This window comes from Bacillus sp. 220_BSPC (genome assembly GCF_001054655.1).
GTDB classification, from domain to species: domain Bacteria; phylum Bacillota; class Bacilli; order Bacillales; family DSM-1321; genus Peribacillus; species Peribacillus frigoritolerans.
In genome coordinates this window covers 1-8,425 of record NZ_JVPL01000044.1, presented here as the reverse complement: position 1 = coordinate 8,425, position 8,425 = coordinate 1, and the positions used below count along the sequence as shown (strand labels likewise).

At 33.4% G+C, this 8,425-nt stretch carries 13 protein-coding genes; 12 read left to right on the top strand and 1 reads right to left on the bottom strand.

Translation table 11 applies throughout. From position 1 onward, the window contains the following. The 12 genes from ADA55_RS30245 to ADA55_RS02765 form a co-directional block, all read left to right on the top strand. The coding region (locus ADA55_RS30245; RefSeq protein ID WP_226990388.1) for a hypothetical protein at positions 1-786 on the top strand (786 nt) is incomplete at its 5' end. A 12-nt stretch (positions 787-798) separates the two neighbouring features. Then, positions 799-1,269 (top strand): hypothetical protein, encoded by a 471-nt coding sequence (locus ADA55_RS02820; RefSeq protein WP_048678695.1) that lies wholly within the window; start codon positions 799-801, stop codon positions 1,267-1,269. 258 nt (positions 1,270-1,527) lie between these two features. Then, complete coding sequence (locus tag ADA55_RS02815; protein ID WP_048678693.1) at positions 1,528-1,803, top strand: deaminase domain-containing protein; 276 nt, start codon at positions 1,528-1,530, stop codon at positions 1,801-1,803. Positions 1,804-1,830: 27 nt separating this feature from the next. Next, positions 1,831-2,187 (top strand): Imm3 family immunity protein, encoded by a 357-nt coding sequence (locus tag ADA55_RS02810; protein WP_048678691.1) that lies wholly within the window; start codon positions 1,831-1,833, stop codon positions 2,185-2,187. Positions 2,188-2,475: 288 nt separating this feature from the next. Further along, entirely contained in the window at positions 2,476-2,640 is a 165-nt protein-coding gene (locus ADA55_RS02805) for an ADP-ribosylglycohydrolase (RefSeq protein ID WP_226990387.1), read from the top strand. 426 nt (positions 2,641-3,066) lie between these two features. Continuing rightward, a complete protein-coding gene (locus ADA55_RS02795; protein ID WP_048678687.1) occupies positions 3,067-3,489 on the top strand; it encodes a hypothetical protein in 423 nt (140 codons plus the stop codon). Continuing rightward, positions 3,455-3,721: a hypothetical protein gene (locus ADA55_RS02790; RefSeq protein WP_202186500.1), complete on the top strand. Its 267-nt coding sequence runs from the start codon at positions 3,455-3,457 to the stop codon at positions 3,719-3,721. Before ADA55_RS02795 ends, ADA55_RS02790 begins: the two co-directional genes overlap by 35 nt. 307 nt (positions 3,722-4,028) lie before the next feature. Further along, positions 4,029-5,051: an ADP-ribosylglycohydrolase family protein gene (locus ADA55_RS02785; RefSeq protein WP_048678682.1), complete on the top strand. Its 1,023-nt coding sequence runs from the start codon at positions 4,029-4,031 to the stop codon at positions 5,049-5,051. Positions 5,052-5,199: 148 nt separating this feature from the next. Beyond that, complete coding sequence (locus tag ADA55_RS02780; protein ID WP_048678681.1) at positions 5,200-5,589, top strand: hypothetical protein; 390 nt, start codon at positions 5,200-5,202, stop codon at positions 5,587-5,589. 107 nt (positions 5,590-5,696) lie between these two features. Next, positions 5,697-5,972 (top strand): hypothetical protein, encoded by a 276-nt coding sequence (locus ADA55_RS02775; RefSeq protein ID WP_048678678.1) that lies wholly within the window; start codon positions 5,697-5,699, stop codon positions 5,970-5,972. A gap of 24 nt (positions 5,973-5,996) precedes the next feature. Next, positions 5,997-6,371: a hypothetical protein gene (locus ADA55_RS02770; protein ID WP_048678675.1), complete on the top strand. Its 375-nt coding sequence runs from the start codon at positions 5,997-5,999 to the stop codon at positions 6,369-6,371. Positions 6,372-6,527: 156 nt separating this feature from the next. Then, on the top strand, positions 6,528-6,719 hold the full coding sequence (locus ADA55_RS02765; RefSeq protein WP_048678673.1) for a hypothetical protein: 192 nt from the start codon (positions 6,528-6,530) through the stop codon (positions 6,717-6,719). Positions 6,720-6,902: 183 nt separating this feature from the next. Here the strand turns inward: ADA55_RS02765 and ADA55_RS02760 are convergent, their stop codons facing one another. Then, entirely contained in the window at positions 6,903-8,159 is a 1,257-nt protein-coding gene (locus ADA55_RS02760; RefSeq protein ID WP_105718981.1) for a DUF445 domain-containing protein, read from the bottom strand. Positions 8,160-8,425 lie beyond the last annotated feature (266 nt).

Below are 8,425 nucleotides of genomic sequence, written 5' to 3'. Positions count from 1 at the left end.
GGCAAAGACATGTTCGGCAACCAGCTAACCGAGGAACAGCGCCAGAACGGGCTTTTGATGGCACTTGGCATCGGCGGTGTGGCAGGTGCGGCGAAGTATGTGGATCATAAGTTTAAATTGAAGAATAGCTTATCTACCACAAAAGTAATTTCAAAAACAAGTGATGGTATAAAAAAGGTAGTAAATGAAAATGGTTATGAAGTCGATGATTTTATAAAGTTATTACATCCCGATAGAGTATTAAATTTAACAGAAAAAGATATTGTGGCTTCAATTAGGAATCAAATAGGCATTCCATCTATAGGGACAATAATGGCTAAAACTATTCCACAAAGGGATATTTATAAATACTTATATGATCCTGATTATAATGGTGTTAGAGGCTTTACTGCAGTTAAAGATGATTCTATAAAATTAAAGACTTTACATGATCATTATGAAGGAGCAAGATTGGATTATAACAATACGGCCTATAAAGTTACAAATGGTGTAGATGGAATTTCACAATCTATTGGAGGACCCGATAGATTTTATGGTGTGTTTGAATATCGGTTAAATGACCCAAGTAAAGTTTCAATCCCGAATTGGGATCCAACTCCTGAATCTTATCCATATACAGGTAGAGGGTTTACTGGCAGCAAAGAAGTTGTATTACCAGAATATTATCATACACCTAGACAATTTGAAGATGGTGACATACTTGATATTAAGGATGCAACTACTGGTGAAAAACAAATGAGTTTTATATTTGATGGAGATATTATGGAATGGATACCTAGAAAATGAGGTGAATAAAATTTGAAATATGCAACATATAATCAAAAGGATTATCACTTGAATATTCGAAATGACATGTTAAGGCTGAGAAGTAATACACCAGATCCAGGATTTCAAGAACTTATTGATTTAGGGGGGAATAAACATCCTAATCTATATATCAAGGTGGTAGCTATAGAAGAAGTGAATTTTGCTTATGAGCTAGATTTTTTAGTGACTTATAAGGGGAAAGAGTTTAGTCCTTATTCATTGGGCGGGCATATCTTGGATGAAAATGAGATTTCATTATTTAGTATGGATAGTAATGATGTAGCCTGCTATGGATTCGAAAAGCAAGAGCAATTTGTTTTTAAAAAGGACGTGCCTCTTGACGACATAGAGTCGATTATTGAGGTGAAAAAACCAATATTAATATTTGAAGATTTACCTGAAAGAAGGAATATTATACCAAGGGTAGAAGTTAGAGACTATATAATGAAGTTGGATAATTAATTATGCCTTTGGGGCTGGAAATTATTTATTCATTGTAATAAACGAATATAAAGACTGAGCTACTTAAGAAGACCTTAACAAATTTTTGTTAAGGTCTTTAATATTATAGGGGAATGGTATAGCTGATAATCTCAATTTGGAAAAGGCGGTTCTGTCGATGCAGGACTCATTCAAAAGATCGCTTTTATAAATAGTGATTATTACTGGGTTATAAGACAGATACATATCATCTTAAAATAAGACGGTTTCGTTCCTGATATTTCTTTACACCCTGATACGCCTATTTTTAAGGCATCTGAAGCTGCTGGTCAAGATGGTAAGGCTTATATGAGAGATTCTGATACAGAATATAAAATTCTAAATGATATTTCTTTTAGATTAGGTGATAATACTCAGGTTTCTGGGGATATAAAATTATTTACTGAATTAGATACTAGTGCAAGTTGCAATAGAATTATTGCGGAATTTTCAGCTAAATACCCTAATATAAGTTTAGAAGTTATACACAACAATGGGGAAAGAATTAAACCATAAAAATCAATTTTTATAGGAGGGATTTCAGTGGAAGATTGGGAGTACAATGAAATATTCGAGGTAATTAATGAGGACTATAATGACTTTTTATCCCTAAATAGAGGACATGAATATGCAATTGCAAGGACGAAAAATGAGTATGTAAACCTTGGGAAAACAGAAGATTTCATCGTTGATACTGCTGTAGGTGAAATATTGCTATCACAAGACAAGGTTTATATTGGATATATTGAAGGTATTACTAAAAGATTAAGTATGTTTTACCCACAAGAAGCAGAAGCTGACTTAACATTAGAAGAGATACAAGATTTATCGAAACGAATAAATAAAGTAATAGAGGGACTAAGAAATGCAGAGGTTGATTATAATTCCTCAGCAGAATAGCATTTGTGAAAGAAAAATATTTAATAATATATTGTTAACCTTGAGTGGCTAAAGCCATTCAAGGTTTATTAATGACATTGACAGTATAAATTTTAGTATTAAAAATATGATGATAAGCAGGTAATTTAGAAATACGAAATGATTTTCCCTTTGTAATTAAATGGAGAATATTAAAGTGGTTGTAGTTAGATGTTAGTATAGAAGCACATTTAAATTAATCAAGGAGTACTGAAGGTGACAAAATAGTACTTTTTAAAAAAGTAAGTGGAATGGATGGCAGGCAGAAGAATGGTAGACAGATGGGAAGACGATAACAAGAATTTTATGAGTTTAGCTATAAAGAAAAGAGTATTACCAAGTCTGTATGGCGGTAATATTGGCGACATACTTGGTGTCCAAGTTCCCGAAAATAGGAAACTGCGGAAAGTTTTGGATCAACAGGAGGTAGAATAAAATAAGAACTTCCGTACTTTTTTCTACTTAGGAGGATAGTATGAATATAGTAGTATGAATATAGATGATGCTAAGAAAATAATTCAAAATGAAGAATTGGAAAATTGTCGTTTTTTTGTAAGAAGAATTCCAATGAAGGTGAAGTAGTTCTTGAAAAAGATGGTCATGAGTGGAGGGTATACGCAAACGACGAGAGAGCAACAAAAACAGGGGAGAAAATATACAGAGAAGAAAGTGAAGCCATACAGGATTTTATCGAGAGGATAAGAGGAGACAAAGCAATGAGAATGTACTTTAAAAGTTTATTGTAAATATGAAAAGATATTAAAAGAGGCTCCAAGTGTTATTAAACAATTTCAAATTAACAAAAGCTGAACATAGTAAAACGATAGAAAATGCTGATTTATTTGAAATGGGGATTCGTTAATGAATAATTTGAATAATGGAACATTGACAATAGAAGGAATTGAAGTTAACCAAGATACAAAATTAGATTTTTTTGAGAAGTCATTAGCAACAAATCCTAATTTTGAGGTTAGGAAGAGGCAGCCTGATAAAGCAACAGTTGGTTCCTTAAGGCCCATACAGTTGGGAAGCAAAAGATTTTCTGTTAGAATTTCTTTTGAGAATAATATAATAAAGGGAATACGTTTAAAGGTTAGTGATTCATCCATTAACCAATGGGACTATGAAGAAAAATTATCTCAGCATGGAGAATGGCTTACAGAGCAAATTGGGTATCCTGAGGGAATATTGTCTGAAAATGTATTTGAATGGGGTAAGATAACCCAATGGTATGATCCGTGGTCCAGTGATGCAGGAATCAGCATACTATATTTCCAAAGGTAAAATGACACGAAGTGAATATGAAAATAAGATAAAAGAGTTAGGAATAGATTTACAAGAACGTAATATCGTTATTGGAAGAAAAACTAATGTACCATTATCAACAGGTTGTTACTTTGAAGATGGAAATTGGATATTGTATGATGTGGATGAAAGACAAGATTTTTCAATTATAGAAAAGGGTAATGAGGATGGAATTTTCAAATTTTTATATATGATAACGATGGGGAAATAGGAAAGTAGAATTATAGGTGGTAATCATATTTATTTGAATACCAGACTACTCATCCAAAAGCACCAAAACCATTGCATGCCTTGGTAATATAGTTAAGATTATCGAAAAAGAAATCCGTATTTCACTAGATTAAAATGAAACCTTGATTGGCTAAAGCCATTCGAGGTTTTTTAATAAAATGGAAAAACATTATAGTGGTTGTAGTATAGGTATTAGTGTATATAAAACCAAACTGTTACCTTAATAAATCAGTAAGGATTACTGAAGGCTGACGAAATAGTACTTAAACAAAAAGTAGGTGTAAGGAATGACAAGCAGAAGAATGGTAGACAGATGGGAAGACGATAGTGAAAATTTTTTGAGATTTAATCTAAAACAAAGAATGTTACCAAGTCTGTATGGCGGTATTATTGGAGACATGCTTGGTGTCCCTGTTGAATTTAAAAAAAGAGGGACTTTTACTATTAATGATATAACGGGATATGGAACCTATAATCAGCCGCCAGGCACCTGGTCGGATGATACTTCGTTAACTTTATGTTTAATTGAAAACTTAATTGAAAAAAGCGATTCCGCGGAGCTCATGCAAAAATTCGTTCAGTATATGGAATCTGGTTATTGGACACCGCATCATGAAATGTTCGATATTGGCAGAACGACCAGTGAAGCCATAACCAAGTTTAAAAATGGAGCCCCAGCGCCAGAATGTGGCGGAGATGCCATGTTTGATAATGGGAATGGGGCGTTGATGAGGATCGCTCCCGTGGCATTTATCCTTTTTAATAACTTTAATTTCATTGAAAAAATCCAAACCATTAAAAAATATACGGAAGTTACACATTCTCATCCGCGTTCTGTGGTAGGTTCCATTATTTATGTCGAGTTTTTACTTAGACTTTATTATAATAATTCTCCTGAAGTTTCAAAAAGGGAAATAAAAGAACTTTTTGATGAGAATTTTGATAAAGATCATATATACCAAAAAGAGCTGCAATCCTATTCAAGGATTTTTGAGGAAGATTTCTTTTCATTACCACATGAAGAAATTCAGTCAGATGGTTATGTCGTTCATACGTTGGAAGCAGCCATTTGGTGCTTAGGAAATTCAAATTCGTTTAGCGATGCCGTTTTAAAAGCAGTGAATCTAGGGGATGATACGGATACAGTAGGTGCCATTACAGGGACAATGGCTGGTATGTACTATAAAATGGACGACATCCCAAAAGAATGGCTTGAGAAAATCACAAGAAAAGAAGATATTGATAAATTAATTGAGCAATTCCATAGATTTTGTGCAGATAAAGCAATTAAAGAAGAGTATGGGGATTGAAGTAAAACCCCTCATATAAACATAAGAAACGCCCTATAAAAGTCCTTTATAGGGTTTTTTTATGTTCTGAGCACAGTTTATGCTATGTTAAACGGGAAGCGAAGCAGTTTATTATTGGTGATGGAAAATTAAATAATGGAGTGGGAAAATGATAAGAAAAGGTGAGTATACAATCTATAATGGGAGAGAGTATAGATTCATAGAATCTGATACAGTGGAAGCTATTGAATTAATTAGCAATGATAAAAAAGATATGGAGAATGGCTTTACTTATTATAAAAAAAATATTTACACGAAAATAGTAGGTGTAAATGAAGTTGGAAAATTATATTCTATTAATCCCTATGCTGTTTATAAGGGAGAGATGTTTCCAGCATCTGAAGAAAGAAAAAACGGAAAATTATTGTTGGATACAACAAACACTGAACTTGCTAAAAGGATGGGTTTTGAACGGACAGATAAATATATGTACTCTAAATCTGTAAAATGGGATGAAGTCGAGATAATCGAGGAGAGGAAACCTTATTCATTAGATTAATTTCTTCATTTCAAACACGATTATATTTATTGTACTATCCCCTCTAATGAGCTTTGGAACTGTTTTGTTAAGGGTCTCCTTTATAGGCGAGTAGATAGGAAGATGAAATGGATAAGAAAAAGCAGTTAATCGATCAATTAAAAGTTGTGATAAATAATCTTGAAAAAGTTTATAGTAATGAAATTACTAGCGGCGTTTTTCAACTTATATATATTAGATATAAGAATGCATTGGATGTAATGGAGAATAATGAAGATATAAGAGAAGTGAATATTATTGGCGGCGTAAGGGCTTATATGGATAGTTATAATGACTATCTAAATTCGTTATTAGGAGAATTACATAAAGCTGAAAAATTAAATGGGGAATTATTCCATAATTGAAAAAGTTTGAAAATGGAGGAACCTATGATAAGAAAAGGAAAGTATGCAATACATAATGGTAGCGAGTATAGTTTTAGTCTACTGGAAGATAAGTCTATAAGGTTAATAAGTAATAAATATGCTGATCTATCTCAAGGTTTCAAAGTTTTAGGTGAAAGTATCTATATAAAAAATGTTTCTGTAGAAGAGGTAGAAAATTTATTTAAGATAAATTCAAAGGCAATATATAAGGGAGAGGTGTTTCCAGCATCTGAAGAAAGAAAAACCGGAAAAGTATTGTTGGATACAACAAACACTGAACTTGCTAAAAAGATGGGGTTTGAACGAACAGATAAATATATGTACTCCAAATCTGTGGAATGGGATGAAGTGGAGATAATCGAGGAGAGAAAACCCTAATACATTAGATTAATTTCCTTATTTAAAGCCCTACATAAAGTAAAAGCGATTATTTCTTCAAAAAGTGGGTATTAAGAATTAAGCGGTCCTTCATTTAATATCTAGCACTAAGTTTTCTTTATGTTGAATAAGGAGAATTTGGTGGGAGGTGATTAAATGAGGAAAGCCTATGGTATAAGAAGTTTAATAATTTACTTTGAGTCGGTAAATTATCCAATTACCGAAGAGGAAATCAATGATCTAATTTTGAATAAAAAGATCCCCCATCTCAGACCCATCGATAATTTGCTGATTTTTAATTTGGATCATATTGATTGCTGGCTTAGTGATCAGCAATCCAATCCTTAGTTAATTGAAGCCCTGCTTTAAGTGGAACTTTGATTTATATGTGTACCTGTAATCTAAGTCTATTGATGCAAACATGTTAATATGAAAAAGGAAAAGCTAGCCGAGGTGTTGCATGAAAACCTTGGCTGGCTTTTTGTTTATCTCTTCATTTTCAGAAAAACGAATCAACCGAAGGTGCCTGGATTATAATAGCCTAAGCAAAGCCTGTGCACCTGTTAGGATAAGCCCTATGATAAAACCGCAGACCGCCCCATTCACGCGAATCCATTGTAAGTCTTTTCCTACACCGTTTTCCATCATATCAATCAGCGTTTCGTTGTCTAGCTTATCTAAATTTTCTTGTACAAGATTGCCGATCTGAGTATGATTATTTTCAATGAGAACAGTAATTTGTTTCTGTATCCATTGATCGATGCGGGTGCTATTTTCCTTAATATTGTCCAGTATATGATGAATCATTGGAGTCAGGTAAGTATCCATGAAATGTTCTTCTTCGACGAAATCCAATGCTTCTTGTTGAATTTGTTTTAGGCTTCCCTCTATTGTCGCCTCAGGCTCCCATTTTGTCAGAAGTTGTTTTTTCCATTTTTCAACTCCTTCCAACAGTTCCCGGTTATGGTTAATGCCTTGTATCTCTTTCCTGATATATAAGATTAAAGCCTCTCTATTTGGTTCTTTCTCGTTTTGTAAATTATTTACGACACTTAATAAAAGGTTTTGGATGATATTCCCAAGTTTCTCTTCGTTAAGTAGACTTTGAATGGATTTAACGGCGAAATGAAGCATACCTTCCAGTTCAATCTTGCTGAGTACATCCATGGAAACAGTGCCAAGTCGGTGACTGGTTTCTTTTTTTCCTAACCAATCTTCAGCTTTTTTCAAAACATGATCCAAAGCCTTCTTATCAAACTCTTCGTTAAGTAACTCTGAACTTACTAAATGTAGAATCTTGCTCATGTCTATGCTGGAAAGTGATGCTTTAATTTTTTTTGCAACGAAAGGTGTAATCTTTTCTATATCTATATAACCAATCATTTGCTTGATCAGTTTAATCAGGACTTTTCTAAAAGTATCACTTTGAATCTCTTTTCCTAAAATAGGGAGCAATTTTTCAGTAAAAGGAATATGTTTTACTTTGTCCTGAATACTTTCCTTAGAAAGCCAGTCGTTTTTTAGCATCGAAACAAGTGCATTTGTCATTCTTTTACGATTGTTGGGCAAAAGCGCTGTATGGGGGATTGGCAATCCAAGCGGATGGCGGAATAATGCAGTGACTGCAAACCAATCTGCCAATCCGCCGACTAAACCAGCCTCAAACCCTCCATGTAATAAATCTAAAGGCAATGTACCTTGAAATGGAGTGGTTGCAATATAACCCGCCCCCATGATAATTAGTGAATATCTAGCTATTTTTCTTGAAGATTTTATTTTTGGTGACATTATATTCCCTCATCCTTAAAATGATAGTCAATTACTATAATCCGAATCATTAGCAAATTTTATAACTTACTTTCATCTAGTAGTATAGCAGGTAGTACAAAAAAATAACCACAACAAGGCAGTAAGTTCATTATTTTTGGGCATTGAATATTGTCATTTTCCCTTTAATGTCAATATTCTGATGATAAATGCACAAAAAAAGCCGATTCACTCAATCGGCTCAGTTTGTAGACAAAAGGGGTTCGGAATTAAAAAATTCTGAACCC